Origin of the sequence: Rhizobium sp. TH135, assembly GCF_002855515.1 — a bacterium.
Classification (GTDB): domain Bacteria; phylum Pseudomonadota; class Alphaproteobacteria; order Rhizobiales; family Rhizobiaceae; genus Allorhizobium.
The window spans coordinates 542,649-558,774 of the sequence record NZ_PKRP01000003.1; the positions used below are offsets into that span (position 1 = coordinate 542,649).

Sequence of the window (16,126 nt, forward strand, 5' to 3'; positions counted from 1 at the left end):
GATGATTTCTCGTTAAATTGCGCAAAGTTGCCGTAACATCCCGTTAAGTCGCTCTTGTTATTGAGTATTTATTGCGATCGGTATGGGCTTTGTTTTATGTGGTTGAGTGAGAGCCGAAGCGGCGGGACAATGCCGGCAGTGCTGCAAGCCCAGGTGGCGGACATCGCTGACGGCTATCGTTCGACCCTCGTTCTGAACATCATCACGCTCTGCGTCTGCATCTTTATCCTCCACGTTCATGACGAAACGACCTGGGCAAGCCTCGCCTGGTTCGGTAGCGCAATCGTCGTGATCGCTGCACGGGCCTATGCGATGCAGGCTCTGACCCGGCGCGGCGCGCTGATGTCGGCGCCCAAGGGAAGCCTGACCATCCTGTCGCTCGGCGCCCTTGCCCTCGGGCTGATCTGGGCAGCCCTTCCCTGGACGGTGGCGAATTTCGAACCGCTCGGACGACACGCACCACTCTTCCTGATGATGGGCGGCATGGCGGCCGGCTCTGTCATCAAGCAGATCGGCTACACACCACTGGCGCTGAACTATTCGATCCCGATCCTCATCTCCCTGATGATCAATCTCATTGGCATATGGCGGCTCAACGAAGTCTTGGTCGGCCTTTGCCTCTCCCTGATGATCTTCGTCTTCATCCGCCGCAGCATCTGGGCGGAAAACATGTTCGTCAGCAGTCAGGTGGCGCGTCATGAGGCAACAGCCCTGGCCGACAGCCTGACCCGCGCCAACAGCGATATTCTACGCCAGAACTCTCGTCTTGAGGCCCTTGCCAATCGGGACACGCTGACCGGTCTCGCCAACCGCATGTTCTTTCACGGGCGACTGGCCGGTGACATCGCGCGCGCAACGGTCGTAAAGGAGCAAGTGGCGCTGCTGATCTTCGACGTCGAGCGCTTCCAGTCGATCAACGACACGCTCGGCCACAGCGCCGGTGACGCCCTGCTTCGCGAAATCGCAGCCCGCCTCTCCTTCATCGTCGAGGATGGTAGCCTGATCGCCCGTCTCGGCGGCGACGAATTCGCCGTGGTGGTCAGCGGCCCGGAAGCCCTGGAGCGCGCCCGCGCCCATGCTGCCGCAGTGCTGGAGGCAAGCCGCCGTCCAATCCACTGGCACCAGCGCCAGGCAGTCGTTGGCCTCAGCGTCGGCCTTGCCGCCTATCCCGATCATGCAGACGATGCAGAGGAGCTGCTCGCCTGCGCCGATATGGCCCTCTATGACGCCAAGCGTGGCGACCGTCGCCAATTGCGCGAATTCGATCCCGATCTGCGCCGCAATGCCGAGCGCAAACGCATCATCGAGCAGGATCTCGAACGAGCGATCGACACCGGCAGCCTCGGCGCTTGGTTCCAGCCGCAGGTGGATCTGATGAGCCGGCGCATCACCGGCTTCGAAGCTCTGGTCCGCTGGCAGCATCCGCAGCTCGGCTTCGTCTCGCCGCCGGAGATCGTCAATGCCGCCCGCACGGTGCATCTGTCCGAACAGCTGACGGCCCGCATTGCAGGAGACGCCTGCCTGCTCGCCCGCCGCCTGCCGGCACTCGGCCTCAAGGACGTCACCGTCGCACTCAACGTCTCACCGCGCGAATTTGCCCTTTATTCCGTCGCCTCGATGCTGCACCGTGTGACTGCAGCACACGACGTCGACCCCTCGGCCTTGGAAGTCGAAATCACCGAAGAGGCGATCCTTGATCCGGCGCTTGCCGACGAACAGCTGAAGCAGCTGGAACAGGCCGGCTACAAGCTCGCCGTCGACGACTTCGGCATGGGCCACTCATCGCTCGCCTATCTCATCGGCCTCAAGGTCGACCGCCTGAAGATCGACCGCAGCTTCGTCAAGGACGTCGCCCGCAGCGAGACCAACCAGAAGCTCATCTCCGCCATGGTCAGCCTCGGCCAGTCCCTGTCCCTGGAGATCGTCGTCGAAGGCGTCGAGACCCCCGAAGACGCCGCCATCCTCGCCCGCCTCGGCTGCGGCACCGCCCAGGGCTACCTCTTCGCCCGCCCCATGCCCCCAAGCGCCTTGGACACCTGGATCGCCGAGCACCAGCCGACCGCGGACCTGAAGCGCAAGGCAAAAGCCAAGCATCTGTCGGTGGCGTGAGTTAAACGCTCAACCGGCAGCCCAGGCAGCGTGTCTAGACCTTCCGCACCGCATCCAGGGCCTGCAACACACTCAGCAGCCTGGCCGCAAAAGGTCGGACGTCCCGCTCGACATCGAGAGTGTGCGCTGGCGTGTCGCCATCCCAGCCAAAGCGTGGCAGCGGAAGCAGCGCGAATGCGTCCGCGCCCCTGATTGCCACTTGCGGCAGGTCGTCCAGCTTCAGCGTCAGCAGAGTGCCGATCGCACCGACCATACCGTTCAACCGTACATCGCCTGACTCGGGATCCGTTGAGACAAAGTCATAGGCCCAACGCCTCAGATGTGTTGCGTTTGGAATTGGCATCAGCCTGTCCGGCAAGACTGTACCCCGCCACAGCGAACGTTCTTTCGGCGGACGGCGCAAGGCAGCGAAGTCGCCGGGAAACGCGTTGGCAACCCGCGTCCAGACAATGAGGCCTCGAAATGTTGTCTCGGGGTTTTCAGCCGGCGAATGCCGCAGAACCGCCTGCGTCACCGAGAACGGGATGCCGTGCAGAGAGCCTTCGATATGAAAATCGCAGTCGATCTCGTCACGCGGAACGAAATAATGACCCGGCATGCGCTCGATCTGTCGTGCCGGCTTCCTGGTAACAATCGACCACTGGTCGAGGCCAGGCAGAAGCAGGGGCAGGATCGCGATGTAGAAATCCGTCTGGAACCGACGCTGCTTGGCCGCGATCATCGTGAAGAGCGGGACCAGCGCGAGCAATGCCAGAAAAAGCGTCGCGAACAAGACTTCCGGTTCGGACCGGAGATAGCTCAGCCAGAGCCCGGCACCGCAGGCCGACGCAATGATGCCCAGACCGCAAATCTTGAGCATTCGCTCTTGGCGCAGCAGGCTCTCACGCCGCGTGCTCTGGGCGAGAACGACCGCGCTGACGGCGGACCAGTCCGGCTCCATCGACATCGACGGCTGTGCGGGCGAATGAGCGGTATGGATACGGCGTCTCCCATCGGTTGCAGCGCCACTATGCGCAACCCCGCCAGTCTTCGCAACACATCCCTGTCCCGCTTTAACACCCCCACCCTCCTGCCACCACGCTGGCAACAACCTCCTCTTCCCCGTTGCGTTTTCGTTCTGATTATCCCGCCCCGCCCCTTCCCTTTGCCGCCGCCCTTCTCCATATTCCGGCCATGGCCAAATCTCCCAAATCCTCCGCCCCCTCGACTGGATTCGAGGAAGCCCCGCAAGCCTCGTTCGAAGGCGCGCCCCTGTCCGGATCGGTGTCGGACTGGGTAAAGCAATTGGAGGCCGAGGCGGAAGCCTCCACGGTCGAGAGCCAGCGCGAATTGGCCTCGAAAGCCGGCAAACACCGCAAGAAGATCGAGATCGAGGCCCGCCGCCATGCGGAGAAGGTCGCGCTCGAAAAGGCGACTACCAAACCCACCGCGAAAAACACCACCTCGACCAAAACCTCCCGCGGCGTCTCGATCGGCGCCTCCACCGATCCGAAGACCCGCGCCGCCGCCGGCCTCAATCCGATCGCCGGCATGGACGTCTCGCTCGAGGAAGCCGAATCCCTCGCCCCCGGTGCCGTCACGGCGACCGTCGAGGCGCTCTCCGCCCTGATCGAAAGCGGCAACCCGCTGTTCAAGAACGGCGAACTCTGGATGCCGCATCGCCCGGCCCGCCCGGCGAAATCCGAAGGCGGCGTGCCGATCCGCATGGCCTCCGACTTCGAACCCGCCGGCGACCAGCCGACCGCCATCAAGGACCTCGTCGAGGGCCTATCCAACAACGACCGCACCCAGGTCCTGCTCGGCGTCACCGGCTCCGGCAAGACCTTCACCATGGCCAAGGTGATCGAGGCCACCCAGCGCCCGGCCGTCATCCTCGCGCCGAACAAGACGCTTGCCGCCCAGCTCTATTCCGAGTTCAAGAACTTCTTCCCCGACAACGCGGTCGAATATTTCGTCTCCTATTACGACTACTACCAGCCGGAAGCCTATGTGCCGCGCTCGGACACCTTCATCGAGAAGGAATCCTCGATCAACGAACAGATCGACCGCATGCGCCACGCCGCCACCCGCGCCATCCTCGAGCGCGACGACTGCATCATCGTCGCCTCCGTCTCCTGCATCTATGGTATCGGCTCGGTCGAAACCTACACCGCCATGACCTTCCAGATGTCGGTCGGCGACCGCATCGACCAGCGCCAGCTGCTCGCCGACCTCGTCGCCCAGCAATACAAGCGCCAGGACATCAACTTCGTCCGCGGCTCCTTCCGCGTCCGCGGCGACACGATCGAACTCTTCCCCGCCCACCTGGAGGATGCCGCCTGGCGCATCACCCTCTTCGGCGACGAGATCGAGAGCATCACCGAATTCGACCCGCTCACCGGCAAGAAGACCGGCGACATGAAGTCGGTGAAGATCTACGCCAACAGCCACTATGTCACGCCGCGCCCCGCCCTCAACGGGGCCATCAAGGCGATCAAGGACGAGCTGAAAATCCGCCTCGCCGAACTCGAAAAGGGCGGCCGCCTGCTCGAAGCCCAGCGCCTGGAACAGCGCACCCGCTACGACATCGAAATGCTCGAAGCCACCGGCTCCTGCGCCGGCATCGAGAACTATTCACGTTACCTCACCGGCCGCAAACCCGGCGAGCCGCCGCCGACGCTCTTCGAATACATTCCCGACAACGCGCTGCTCTTCATCGACGAGAGCCACGTCTCCGTCTCCCAGATCGGCGGCATGTATCGCGGCGACTTCCGCCGCAAGGCGACACTCGCCGAATACGGCTTCCGCCTGCCTTCCTGCATGGACAACCGCCCGCTGCGCTTCGAGGAATGGGACGCCATGCGCCCCCAGACCGTCGCCGTCTCCGCCACGCCCGGCAGCTGGGAAATGGAAGAAGCCGGCGGCGTCTTCACCGAACAGGTCATCCGACCGACCGGCCTCATCGACCCGCCGGTCGAAATCCGCCCGGCCAAGTCCCAGGTCGACGACGTGCTCGGCGAGATCCGCGAGACCGCCCAGAAGGGCTACCGCACCCTCGTCACCGTGCTCACCAAGCGCATGGCCGAAGACCTCACCGAATACCTGCATGAACAGGGCGTGCGCGTCCGCTACATGCACTCGGACATCGACACGCTGGAGCGCATCGAGATCATCCGCGATCTTCGCTTGGGTGCTTTCGACGTGCTTGTCGGCATCAACCTCTTGCGCGAAGGCCTCGACATCCCCGAATGCGGCTTCGTCGCCATCCTCGATGCCGACAAGGAAGGTTTCCTCCGCTCGGAAACCTCGCTGGTCCAGACCATCGGCCGCGCCGCGCGAAACGTCGACGGCAAGGTCATCCTCTATGCCGACCAGATCACCGGCTCCATGCAGCGCGCCATGGACGAGACGTCCCGCCGCCGCGAAAAGCAGATGGCCTACAACACCGAACACGGCATCACACCGGAATCCGTCAAGGCCCGCATCTCCGACATCCTCGACAGCGTCTACGAGCGCGACCACGTCCGCGCCGACATCTCCGGCGTCTCCGGCAAGGGCTTCGCCGATGGCGGCCACCTCGTCGGCAACAACCTCCAGGCCCATCTCAACGCGCTCGAAAAAGACATGCGCAACGCCGCCGCCGACCTCGACTTCGAAAAGGCCGCCCGCCTGCGCGACGAAATCAAACGCCTCAAGGCCGTCGAACTCGCCGCGATGGACGACCCAATCGCCAAGCAGGAATCCAAGTCGCAGGAAACGTCGAAGGGCCGCAGCCCCCCCCTTCTCCCCGCTGGCGGGGAGAAGGTGCCCGGCAGGGCGGATGAGGGGCAGCCCCGCATCTCCACCTCGGGCCGAAACAAGTCGGGCACCCCGGAAGGCAAGGGCAGCTATTTCTCCAAACCCCATATCGACGACATGGGCGCCGGCACCGACGGCGCCGTCCCCCTGCCGAAATCCGGCCCGGAAAGCTCCTATTTCCGCAAAAACACCCTCGACGAAATGACCGTCGGCCGCACCGAAAAACCGGTGACCGGCAAGCTGCCGGAAAAGCCGCGCGCGCCCTCCTCCCCCCTGGTGGGGGAGGATAGTTCGCCCCAAGAGGCGAAGCCGATTGGCGAGGCGAACTTGGTGAGGGGGTCCGACGACCCCCGCCCCATCATCCGCGCCCGCGCGGGCGCCGGCTCCTACGAGGATCCGGGCGATGGCAAGCGCAAGCCGAGGACGAAGGGCAAGACGGGGCGCCCGGGCCGATAAAGACGTCTTAGCTTTTTACTTCCATTGTCTGAAATCAGCAGGTACAATTAAAACGCGCATATTCTGCGCAGAATCCGGGTGCTTGAGACAATGAAACCCCCTTACACGACTTCTGCGGTTGTCGGAACACAACGATACAAAGCAGTGGCGGAATTAGCTCTCCGTATACTGGGGCGACCAGCAACTGCGGGTGAAATTGTTGATTGCATCCTGCAGCATAAAGAACTGAGCCAGCAGATAGCGGGCCGAACCCCCCATAAAACAATCCAAGCGCGTCTCTCCACGGACATTCGCAAAAACGGATCCCAATCAAGGTTTTACCGCTACGCGCCAGCGACTTTCGGATTAAGGGAACTGGCGGAAGGGGGAGCATATGATCGTAGCTACCGAAGAATATATATAGGCCGGGACCGCAGAAGAGAAGTCGACCAAACTCCAGTCATGTGCGCCCTCAAGGAGGATATGAACCTTCGGCTCCATAATAAAATTATGCCATCAGATGTTGTTCCAATGAGATACTGGCGCAGCCTCAGGAGAGATTTTTTCCCAAAAGGTAAAGTTGACCGGACAAAGTATTTAGAAATTCAACTTTTCATTGTAATTAGACATAAAAATTCGGTTATTTGCTATATGCCGACTGAGTTTGATGAAAAATACAAGGAAACTGCGAATTTTTACTCTGTTGGAATTTCTGGATCAATCAAAGAAGATGACATCGATCTATTCGATCAGTCCGGTGTCGGATTTGAAAACGCAAATGTAAGAGAGATTTCGAACTTCTTCTACTTTCTGCCAAACGAATTGGGAAAAAGTATCGAGAAAATTTCATACTTGGGAGTGGTGTCGGATCAAATATCTCCAGAAAGACACGCGCAAATTGGCATAGTATCTCAGGTGTCAATTAAGGACGAATTCGCATTGTCGAATTCAATTTTAGGTATTACCAATTTGGAGTGGAGAGGATTACAACGCATTCCAAATTCGTTTGATCATATGGACGCCTGGTCCAAATATACATTCCGATTGCTACATGAACAATTACTCTCAGAAGACGTTTAGATCCGTATTCCTCAGTTTCCTGAATCGGGAATTGCTGAGTATGAGGAATTTGAAATGGACCGAGTCGGAGCTTTCGAAGTTCATCAAAGTCTGCTGCATGATGACTGCGGGAAATACGTACGCATCCTTCGCGCAAACGCAGGAGCTGCTCTCCAAAGACCGTGGAAATATTGATCTAATCAAATACCTTTGCAGATCAGGTAAGCTAAAACTAATTAATTCCGAGAATGACTTTGAAAGCTTTCTGGACAACAGAAAGGATATGTATGGAAATAGGAGGGATCACTACAAATGCTACTTCGCGAGGTATCAGCCACTGAGGGAGGCGTTTAGCAAATCTCCGAAGCTTGACACGACCAGATATATTAAGGCGCAGCTGACGCACCTTGTCTCTGCATCTGCAATTCCTAACTGGATTACCTATGATGAAATCAGCAGAGTTAAAGCACAACGAAATTTTATTCAAAATGAGCTGCAGGAAGAAAATTTCGCGGCAACCTATTCTCTCTATATTATTTCTAAAATAGAACCAAAGCCTCAAGAAGTTAGGCTTCTGGGAGATATTTCATCAAAGTTATTCAAGATGCACTATGCGGACGCGCATGACATGGTCAGCCCAACGGGCCTATTCAATGACCCAGTTCTAGAAGACGTTGACCAGTTCCCTTTCTTTGATATTGCCCTAAATTTTAGCATCCTAAGCGCTTTGGGCTTGGATCGCCTTATAGTCAGTGAAGAGTACGCATCAACCTTACTCTCGTTTATTCTACACAATGACTTTCACAAATTTATAGAAGCAAAGAACAGGTTCCTGGGCATCGTTCAACGCACAGTTTCGCGCAATGATGGGCAAACGAGAGATCGAAGCATCTACATCCCATATCTACGACGGTTAGAAATTCACGTCAGATCGCTTGGTCAAAATTTCGATCCGATAGCCTATTGTGAGGTAATCGCTTCAACTACTCGAGATCTTATTGACGCAGATATGCTCTTCGCAAAGGCGATGGATGATGAGGATAAGTTAAAAATGGCTAGAAATAATATTGTCCTCTTCTCCGCTACGGAAATAGAAGATGAAATTATAAAATCACTGCTTTTGATTAACAATTTTCAACACATAGGAAAAAACCGCGCGGGTGAATATTTTTACAATACGTACAGCCTGTACGATACGATCCATATTCACTATATACGCACCTCAATGGGAAGCGGAAATGTAGGCGGAAGCCAGCGCGTATCTCACGAGTTATTCAATACTATTCGGCCGGACTATGCTATTTCAACCGGCATATGCTTTGGTGCAGATCAGAAAAAACAGACACTTGGTGACGTGATCGTTGCTGACGGGGTAAGAATGTATGAGTCTGCTGCTGCTAGGGAGGGCAAATTTCATTTCCGCGGACCAAGCGTCACACTTCACCCGCAGGTACCGTCTTACGCTTTAAACTCGGCGGGAGATTCCTGGAAGTTTAAGATTCACGTCGGAGCTATGCTAACTGGAGAGAAGCTTGTCGACGACAAGGACTTCAAGGCACTAATAATGTCTATGGACCCTAAAGCGGCTGGAGGAGAGATGGAAGCCGCTGGGATTCAGACTTCAGCGAGCGTCAAAGGGATACCTTTTGCTCTTATCAAAGGTATTTGCGACTGGGGCGAGGAAAAGACCAAGAATTTCCAAGAGGTCGCTGCGCAGAACGCAGTTGAGTATACGCTGGCACTAATCAAAGAGATATGGGGATCCAAAAAACACTAGTGCCCCTGGTTCCGTTCAAGGTTGCGTGGGTAGCGCACACCAAATCCCGCGACTTCCATCCCCCAAAAAGATCGTCATCCTCGGGCTTGACCCGAGGATCCAGACACAAGCCTTCTGAGGCCGCGCGATCACGTCAAACCACTCCATATCCCGAAAAAAGGGGGATGACCTTGAGAAATCCCCCAACAAAATCAAACCCCGACATGTTTTTTCATCCCCCACCATTTCCACCCTCGTAGACTCATCCCCGTCCCGCCCTCGGATACACCTGACGATGCGATGTCAGGCGAGGCGGGGCCGGCGCCGGGGTGGCGTGCTCTCGCAGGCACAAATCCCCGGCCCGCTGCAACGGTCTCCCTCCGGACGAAGGGGTGGAAGTGATGGCGGACGGTCGGATGCCCGACGCCTGAAACCCCTGATCGGAAGGACGTGCCTCAGAGGCACACAGACAAGGCGCCAGCGCTGTCGCGAACATCCAGACAGCGGGGCGAAACAAACGGCGGGGATGAGCGCCGGGCCGCCAATGGCCATGGCATCATCCCCCGGGCGAGGGTCCCGGTCGGATTGGTGCACCATCCGGCGGGAACCTCCCGGGCCACCGGCCAGGCTGAAGCGTCATCTCACGGTGACGTCGCAGCCGGACCCTACGCCCGGTCATCCTCGGGCCTGACCCGAGGACCGTCGCCGCCTTGCCAGAGAGACGCATGCAGCGGGAATAGACGCCGAACGAGGCGCCGGAAGGAGCCACATAAAACTACTTAGACAGGTTGCTTCTGGCGCCTCGTCCGAGACAAATTTCAGCCCACCCGGAGGGAGCAATCCCGACCGGCGGCGAAGCATGCGGCGGCCTATCTCCCCCCTTGCGGGGGAGAAAGCGAAATCGAGGAATTGGCCCGGTCAGGGCCAAACCTCAGATTTCGCAAGAGGGGGGCTCGGTAAGCTGAGCGCCAACGGAACGCTGCCCCTCTCTTGGAAAATCAGAAGTTTAGGCGGCTTACGCTCGCCTAAGCCTTCGATTTTCCGTTCTCCCCCGCAAGGGGGGAGATAGCCCCTTCGAATTTCCCTATTTCGCCAATTCCCGAAACACCTCACCACCAGGAGGCCGACATGCCAGAACCGACAACCGCCGACGACCCCAGGCCCGAACCGCTGGACCTGCGCCTGCTGCGCGACGTGCTCGACGAACACGCAGTCCCCCTCACCTGCCGGCGGCGCCAATGCCGGCGCAACCGGCACTGCTCCGGCGAACCGCAGCGCGCCGATCGGCCGCTGGCCTCGGGCGCAGGCCTGCCGCCCTGCGCGGCAAAGGCCAAACCCGCGGCGCACCCGTTGCTTCAGACCATGCTTGGCGAGGTAGAGCCGCATGTCGGTCCCACCACCGAGCCCCGCCAATGGCCCGAAGACACCAAGACTGCCGCCCAGCTTCGCCTGGCACTGGCCATGCTCCACCGCATCCACACCCGCCCCGGCCTGCATCCGCAAAGCGAACGGACAGCGCTTGCCGACTGGCAGGCCACCGACCCCGACCCGCACACGACAGCCCTCTACCGCCTCGCCTGGCACCACAGCAAACCGGAAAAGCCCAAAGCCGCCACTCCGGGCACCGCCGCATGAGGGCGCACACCCACCTCACCCTTGAGGGGGGAGGTCGCCGCAAAGCGGCGGGTGGGGGTGACACCGCGCCGGGCGACAACGGATATCCGGACATGTGGTCACCCCACCCCGGACCTGCGGTCCGACCCTCCCCCTCAAGGGGAGGGTGGCAACCCGCAGCTTATCCCCTCATGCTGAGGTGGGCGCGATTGCGCCCCTCGAAGCACGAGGCCCCGGCCTCCAGCCTCCCCACCTGCGGGAAAGATGTCGGCGCAGCCGACAAAGGGAGGTATGCCGCAGGCAAGGGCAACCGCAAACAGTGCCGGGAGGTTAAGCCCTCCCCCTTGTGGGGAGGGTTTGGGAGGGGAAAAACGGAGCCCCTACTCCGCCGCCTTCGGCAGATCCTCGGCCTCGACCTCAACAGGCAGCGGCTCCATCTCGTAGGAATAGCCCTCGAGCATGGAATAGGCCCGCTCGATCGCGCCGATCTGCACCTCCGAGGCCTTGATCGCATCGGTAATCGATTGCGCCCGGGCCCGGAGCATCGAGCCGAGCACGTCGGTCTCCGGCCGGCGGCCGAGCCGGTCGAGATGCTTGCGCACCCGCGCCCGGTGGCGCTCCAGCTCGAGAATATGGAAGCGGCATTTGAGGATGTCGTCGGTGAGCTTGCGGCGCAGGCCAGCGACGGGATCGAACGAGCCCGGCTCGCGCTCGTCGAGGATCATGTCGTTGATCAGCGTCTCCAGCACCATCAACCCCTTGAGGTCGGTGGGCTCGGCGAGCTGCGGATCATAGCCGGTATCGTCGAAGACGCGGCGGCGCACGGGATCCTTCAGCAGGTCGTAGCAGGCGGAGATCTTGGCGAAGGCCTCAGCGTCGCCGCCGGCATCCGGATGGGCGGTCTTCGCCACCTTGCGATAGGCGGCCTTGATGGCGGCCTCGTCGGCATCGCGGGCCACGCCCAGGAGCTCGTAAGGGTCGATCACTGCGGCACCCGTCTTCGCCATACTCATCCACTCCCGCGCCCAGCCACCCCTCCCCTAAACCCGGATGGCGGCTGCTTCAAGACGGAACACCGCTCTGTCCCCGACCGAAAAATCGGTAACGGGCAGGGTCGAGGGGGTGGCAGGAGGGCGGCTGGGGTCGACCGCCACCCCTCAAAACTCAAGGATTTCAGCCCGTTGCCACGCTGCTGCACCGCACAGTGTGACTTTTCATACTTGCCAAGGTCCGAAAATGCCCCTACCTCTTTCTCCGTTCGGGCACCAAAGATCCCGGAGACTGGACTGACTTGTATGGACCGCATCTGCGGTCATGGGGGCCTTCTCCCGCCGGTAGACGTTCTTTCCCCGTTATCGCGACCACTCGACGGTTCCGTTTCGGCGGAACTTCAACCAGCCGCTTCCGGTCCGCCGGCCGTGGCGCAGACGACAAGAAATTCGGGAACAAGGAACTCTCCCATGGCCACCAAGGGCACCGTTAAATTCTTCAACCAGGACAAGGGCTTCGGCTTCATCACCCCGGAAGGCGGCGCGAAGGACGTATTCGTCCACATCTCCGCGCTCCAGGCCTCGGGTCTCCAGACCCTGCAGGACGGCCAGCAGGTCACCTTCGACACCGAGCCGGACCGCATGGGCAAGGGCCCCAAGGCCGTCAACATCCAGGCTGCCTGATTACAGATTTCAAATGGCGTCCCCCGGGACGCCATTTTCGATTTCAGGGCATAAAAGCGCCGGAAAACCGCGCTAGAACCTATTCCGCAGCGGCAGAGCTGCTCGAAGCGCCCTGTGTCTTCGGCCCGCCTGATATGTCGACAGCCGCAAAGGCCTCGGCAATCAAGTCAGGTGAAACGCCGGGCTTGGTCGCCTCCGACGACAGGATCTGCCGATAGCGCCGCGCGCCGGCATAGCCCTGAAACAGCCCGACCATATGCCGCGTGACATGGTTGAGCCGCCCGCCGGACGCGATCACCCGCTCCGCATAGCCGATCATGCCATCGCGCACTTGATCCCAGTCGACCGGCTTCGCCGCCGCGCCATAGATCCGATGATCGACCTCGGTAAGCAGCGTCGCATTGTGATAACTCGCCCGCCCGAGCATGACACCATCCATGACAGCGAGATGCTCGACCGCCTGATCGAGATCGCTGATCCCGCCATTGATGCCGAGGAAAACGTCAGGGTTCTCCCGCTTCATCCGGTAGACCAGCTCGTAATCCAGCGGCGGGATCTCCCGGTTCTCCTTCGGGCTGAGACCCTTCAGCCAGGCCTTTCGGGCATGGATCCAAACCGCATCCGCCCCCGCCCCGATCATCCGGGCGAGAAAATCGGGTAGCACCTCGGCCGGCTCCTGATCATCCACCCCGATTCGGCACTTGACGGTAACCGGCACCGTCGCCACCTTCTTCATCGCCGCAACGCAGGCCTCGACCACCTCGGGCGTCTGCATGAGACACGCCCCGAACGTCCCCGACTGCACCCGGTCCGACGGACAGCCGACATTGAGGTTGATCTCGTCATAGCCATAATCCGAAGCGATCCGGACCGCCTCGACCAGCTTTCCCGGATCCGAGCCACCAAGCTGCAGCGCCACCGGATGTTCTTCACCGTTGAACGAAAGCAGCTTCTCCCGCGGCCCATGGATGATCGCGTCGGCCACCACCATCTCGGTATAGAGCAGTGCTTGGCCCGAGAGCTGCCGATGGAAGAAACGGCAATGCCGGTCGGTCCAGTCGATCATCGGGGCCACCGCAAACACCGCCCGCCCATAGGGCTTGGGACCGGGTATGTCGCGGGTGAGGAAATCGGTTTCTGTCGTCATGGCCGCGCCCTTAGCATGTTTCCCCGCAAAAGACACCATGCCGACCGGCCCACGCTCAGCTGTCCAGCCCGATCACCTTTTCGAGCCGCTCCCAGGTATCGTCCATGGCATAGGCGGCGAGGAAGGGCAGATTGATATGGCCGTAGATCGGCGAGAGCTGCCATTCAGCTTCCTCCTCGTCGATGCCGGCGACCTGCTGCAGGAAGATCACGGAAGCCAGCCCCGTGCGGTCGGCGCCCGACATGCAATGCACCAGGATCGGCTGTTCCGCGGTCTTGAGCAGGGTCAGCAATTGCTGCGCCTTTTCGGGCGTCAGATCCTTGCGCGCCGAGATGCCGAAATTCACATGCGTGGCGCCATGCGCCGCGGTGGCTGCGATCTCGTCGTCATACCAGACCTTGCCGACATTCTCGCCACGCAGGTTGATGACCGTCTTGATGCCGTAACGGTCGATCTCCTCGCCCAGCCGCGCACCGGAGAGCTGCGCCGAGCGGTAGAGCTGGCCGGGCAAGACTTCATGGAAATTGCCCGACAGGATCAGGATGCCGACATAGGCACCGAATAGCGCGGCAAGGGTGAGGCCCGACCGCCAGACAATCCTGCGCCATCCGCGCACAGGCCGCGCCCCGCGCTCCAGGTTCACATTGTTCTCCTCGACACTCGACATTGCAAATTCCCCCGGTCCCGGCCCGAACGATCGGCCTGACCCTGCGGCTCATGGTCCCCGATTCAGCTGTTTCGATGGCAAGGCTCAGACCCGCGGGCGCAGAACCAAAAAAGTCCACGCAACCTGCCGAGCCTTGCCCTCACTCACCAGCCTGAAACTGGAGCGGCCATTCGGACGGCTCGGACTGGACACCGTCGCAGTTGACCTTCTCGCGATATTCCATCAGCTGGAACTCGAAGGTCTCGCCCGGCGCGTCCATCAGGCGGAAAACCTGGTAGGTGCCGCAATCGCCCTGGCCGCGCCCAAGCGAGGTCGAGATGAAGACACCCTTTTCGGCAAAGACCTCCGGGTTCATCATCTGCGCATTGTTCTCGCCCTCCAGCGCCGGCGGATTGGGCAGGCTGAGCATCGTTGCCCAGTCGGCCGGCGGGTTTTGTGTGATCGCGAAAATGCTCGTGCCCTGATAGGCGCCAAGGAAACACGGGACTTCCCAGAGAATGAAATTGTCATTCACCGCATAGCGCTGGCCGGGATAGGCGAGCGTGTCCGGCTCGCTGCACTCGTCGGGCGCATAGGTCGCGATCTCGCTGCGAACAGCCGGGGGCACCTCGCTGGTGGCCGTGAGCGTGACAGGCGGGGTGAGCGGCAGCCCGACCGGACCGGTATAGGGTGAAGGTCCGCCAGCGGCGGCGCCCTCGTCAGAGACAGGCTCCGGCACAGCTTGAGCCGTCTCGGGTGCCGAGGAGCCGGGACAGCCGATGACGCCCTTGGCACCCGCAATGAAAGGCGGAAGATCTTCGCGGACCACGGTAACTGTCGCCTTGCTGACCGTCTGCAGCGATCCCGTGACGACCGCCTCTTCAATCCGCACCAGCACATGCGTCGCATGGTCGGCGCTGGAATAGAGCCGGTAGCCGAGCCGCGGCGGCGGATCGAAATCGCCGCGTGCACCCTCGTTCAGCGCGATCTTATCCTTACCAATCTCGATGACCGCTTGCATCTGCACGCCGTCCTTATCGTAAGGCATGTAGATCAGATAGGCATACTTGTCCGTCTCGGGATCCTTGTTGCTCTGCCAAAAGGCGAGATGGCAGGTGCTGAGGCCTCCCTCAATCTCATGTTTGCCGAACAATTTCAAATCGATCGACGGCTCCTGAGCGACAACAGGCTGAAATGCACCGAAGCCCAGCGCCAAGGCGAGAAAAGGCGATTTCAATGACGGCATGATTCCCCCGGGACTACGATCCACCCGGAGATGAAGGTATCCTCAGATATGCGGGGCGACAAGCCGTGACGCCCGCGACATCAGGCGTCAGAGCAGCCCGAGTTCAGCCAGTTCCCGCTTCAGGTCGTCGGGCATATCCTCGATATTCGCACCGGACGCGGACAGGTCGCGCGGCGCGGCGTCGGCATCGAGATAGCGCCAGCCCTGGAAGGGGCGGCGCGGAGCCGGCGCGACCTCGATCACCTCGGGGCCAAGGATCAGCTCACAGCGCGTAATGCCGTCGCCACCGGTGAAGGTCTTGATGTCGAGCAGCTTCTGGCGGGCAGACAACTGGCCCTTGATGATCCAGTAAAGCGAACCACCATCAAGCAGCTCTTCCATGCGCTTCGGCACCATGCGGGTGACATGCGAGCTATGCGGTTCAAGACCCGCCGCCACGGCCACGAGGCAGCGTTCGGCGACCCAGTCGCGCAGATCGTCGATGGAGTCGGCTCCGACGCAGAGCTTGAGGAGATGCAGTGCCATGACACCCGAGATAGCCGGTCCCTGCGTCGGGTCAAGGGCTGGGGTGTCGCAGGGGGACGTGCTCAACAGTTTCGGTGTGTTTCACGACGCACCGTCATCCTCGGGCTTGTCCCGAGGATCTACAAATGGTGGGGCTATC

The 16,126-nt window shown here is 60.4% G+C and carries 12 protein-coding genes; 6 read left to right on the forward strand and 6 right to left on the reverse strand.

What is annotated here, in order from left to right; all coding sequences use genetic code 11:
• The first annotated feature begins 129 nt into the window (after window positions 1–129).
• Window positions 130–2,109, forward strand: coding sequence for an EAL domain-containing protein (locus C0V73_RS11600; protein ID WP_102020130.1), 1,980 nt, complete (start codon window positions 130–132; stop codon window positions 2,107–2,109).
• Between the two features lie 34 nt (window positions 2,110–2,143).
• On the opposite strand, the gene C0V73_RS11605 is transcribed toward C0V73_RS11600, so the two are convergent.
• Window positions 2,144–3,055, reverse strand: a complete 912-nt coding sequence (locus C0V73_RS11605; protein ID WP_143708336.1) for a hypothetical protein — start codon at window positions 3,053–3,055, stop codon at window positions 2,144–2,146.
• Between the two features lie 227 nt (window positions 3,056–3,282).
• On the opposite strand from C0V73_RS11605, the gene uvrB reads away from it, so the two are divergent.
• The 4 genes from uvrB to C0V73_RS11625 all read left to right on the forward strand — a co-directional run bounded on the left by uvrB (window position 3,283) and on the right by C0V73_RS11625 (window position 10,771).
• On the forward strand, window positions 3,283–6,342 hold the full coding sequence (gene uvrB, locus C0V73_RS11610) for an excinuclease ABC subunit UvrB (RefSeq protein WP_102020132.1): 3,060 nt from the start codon (window positions 3,283–3,285) through the stop codon (window positions 6,340–6,342).
• 90 nt (window positions 6,343–6,432) lie between these two features.
• Window positions 6,433–7,401 carry a winged helix-turn-helix domain-containing protein gene (locus tag C0V73_RS11615; protein ID WP_102020133.1) on the forward strand — a complete coding sequence of 323 codons (969 nt, stop codon included), beginning with the start codon at window positions 6,433–6,435 and terminating at the stop codon, window positions 7,399–7,401.
• A 40-nt stretch (window positions 7,402–7,441) separates the two neighbouring features.
• Window positions 7,442–9,157, forward strand: coding sequence for a hypothetical protein (locus C0V73_RS11620; protein ID WP_172450136.1), 1,716 nt, complete (start codon window positions 7,442–7,444; stop codon window positions 9,155–9,157).
• 1,107 nt (window positions 9,158–10,264) lie between these two features.
• Window positions 10,265–10,771 (forward strand): hypothetical protein, encoded by a 507-nt coding sequence (locus C0V73_RS11625; protein WP_102020135.1) that lies wholly within the window; start codon window positions 10,265–10,267, stop codon window positions 10,769–10,771.
• A 359-nt stretch (window positions 10,772–11,130) separates the two neighbouring features.
• Here the strand turns inward: C0V73_RS11625 and C0V73_RS11630 are convergent, their stop codons facing one another.
• A complete protein-coding gene (locus tag C0V73_RS11630; RefSeq protein ID WP_102020136.1) occupies window positions 11,131–11,763 on the reverse strand; it encodes a J domain-containing protein in 633 nt (210 codons plus the stop codon).
• 447 nt (window positions 11,764–12,210) lie between these two features.
• On the opposite strand from C0V73_RS11630, the gene C0V73_RS11635 reads away from it, so the two are divergent.
• Window positions 12,211–12,423, forward strand: a complete 213-nt coding sequence (locus C0V73_RS11635) for a cold-shock protein (protein WP_006724570.1) — start codon at window positions 12,211–12,213, stop codon at window positions 12,421–12,423.
• A gap of 79 nt (window positions 12,424–12,502) precedes the next feature.
• Here C0V73_RS11635 and dusA read toward each other — a convergent pair whose 3' ends face one another.
• From dusA to C0V73_RS11655, 4 genes are all read right to left on the reverse strand, one after another.
• Complete coding sequence (gene dusA / locus C0V73_RS11640; protein ID WP_102020137.1) at window positions 12,503–13,570, reverse strand: tRNA dihydrouridine(20/20a) synthase DusA; 1,068 nt, start codon at window positions 13,568–13,570, stop codon at window positions 12,503–12,505.
• A 55-nt stretch (window positions 13,571–13,625) separates the two neighbouring features.
• The gene (locus C0V73_RS11645) at window positions 13,626–14,237 is read right to left on the reverse strand and encodes a tyrosine-protein phosphatase (RefSeq protein ID WP_102020138.1); all 612 of its coding nucleotides are present in this window, start codon (window positions 14,235–14,237) and stop codon (window positions 13,626–13,628) included.
• Window positions 14,238–14,376: 139 nt separating this feature from the next.
• Window positions 14,377–15,462: a DUF1176 domain-containing protein gene (locus tag C0V73_RS11650; RefSeq protein ID WP_102020139.1), complete on the reverse strand. Its 1,086-nt coding sequence runs from the start codon at window positions 15,460–15,462 to the stop codon at window positions 14,377–14,379.
• Between the two features lie 87 nt (window positions 15,463–15,549).
• A complete protein-coding gene (locus tag C0V73_RS11655) occupies window positions 15,550–15,987 on the reverse strand; it encodes a DUF1489 family protein (protein ID WP_102020140.1) in 438 nt (145 codons plus the stop codon).
• Window positions 15,988–16,126 lie beyond the last annotated feature (139 nt).